The following is a 1370-nucleotide window of genomic DNA, read 5'->3' as shown; positions in this document are numbered from 1 at the left end:
TGAACCGCCCCGGGTTTACCGGAGGGTGATTTGTTCACATTTCAGGCGACCATATCGAGTGTGTTCAGGTTTGCATAGAACGCCTCCTCTGCTTCTGCTGGCGGGACATATCCGATGGGGCCGAGCAGCCGGCGATTGTTATACCAATCGACCCATTTCAGTGTTTCCCATTCGACCTCGCGCATCGATTTCCACGGGCCGATCTGGTTGATGACCTCGGTTTTGAACAGCCCGATAACGCATTCTGCCAAGGCATTGTCATAGGAATCGCCGACGGTTCCGACGGAGGGATCGATGCCGACTTCGATGAGGCGCTCGGTGTATTTGATCGACAGATATTGCGATCCGCGATCTGAGTGATGGATTAGCTCCTTGTTATCAGGCGTTTTTCTTTGCCAGATCGCTTGCTCCAAAGCATCGAGAACGAACTGTGTCGCCATGGATGTCGAGACACGCCAGCCGACAATGCGACGCGCGAAAACATCAATTACGAAGGCCACATACACTGTTCCCGACCAAGTGGGCACGTAGGTGAAATCGTCGTCCATTGGGCTTGAACCAATGGCGCCACAATGAACGACCCCAGAGTTGATTGGGTCGATCCGCTTTGAAGTGACGGTTCACCTTGTCGTCGGGGCACGGCTGTGAGCTGTCAGGATTGGTTGTGACAATCTTTTTGCCTCGAAGCACGCCCTTCAGGCCCAAACGGCGCATCAACCGTTCCACCGTGCATCGTGCAACGTCCTGCTTGTCTCTGAGCAAGACATGCCAGATCTTCCGCGCGCCGTAGAGCTTGCGGTTGTCCTCCCAGGCCGCATTGATCTTGATACACAGCTCCGCGTCAGACTTCGCCCGCACTGACGCCCGATCAGGATCACGCGCGATGGCGCGCCGCTCATAATAGGTGGATGGGGCGATCTGTAACATCTTACACATCGGCTCGACCCCGAACTCCCCCCTGTGATCTTCAATGAAAGCAATCACTTGCGAAACGGGCGGTCGAGCTCCGCCTGAGCAAAATACGCCGACGCCTTCTTCAGGATCTCATTGGCCTGACGCAGTTCCCGGTTCTCGCGTTCAAGCTCTTTGATACGAGCCTTCTCAGCACTGGTCGGTCCCGGCCGCTCGCCACCATCACGTTGGGCCTGACGCACCCACTCGCGAAGACTGTCTGGCGAACAGCCCAATTTGCTGGCGATCGCAGCATGCGCTGCTGCGTCGCTTCGATATTCGTCGCGATGCTCCGCGACAAGCCGCACCGCACGCGCGCGGAACTCAGGTGAATACGGCTTTGAGGTCTTCTTTCGATTCTGTTCCATAATGGGCAATTCTCCGAGAGTTTTGCCCTCCGGTAAACCCGGGGCGGTTCA

Annotated in this window: 1 pseudogene and 1 other annotated feature; the pseudogene reads right to left on the bottom strand. The window is 56.4% G+C overall.

The window, feature by feature from the left end:
- Positions 1-41: 41 nt before the first annotated feature.
- Positions 42-1319 (bottom strand): annotated as a pseudogene (locus tag EV660_RS18490) (IS3 family transposase).
- Positions 910-1026 (bottom strand) — a sequence feature (AL1L pseudoknot). (Overlaps the previous pseudogene by 117 nt.)
- Positions 1320-1370: the final 51 nt, after the last annotated feature.

Origin of the sequence: Roseinatronobacter bogoriensis DSM 18756, assembly GCF_004366635.1 — a bacterium.
In the GTDB taxonomy this organism is placed as follows: Bacteria; Pseudomonadota; Alphaproteobacteria; order Rhodobacterales; family Rhodobacteraceae; genus Roseinatronobacter; species Roseinatronobacter bogoriensis.
Note: the sequence above shows the minus strand (reverse complement) of the source record. Positions and strands in the feature narration are given on the sequence as shown.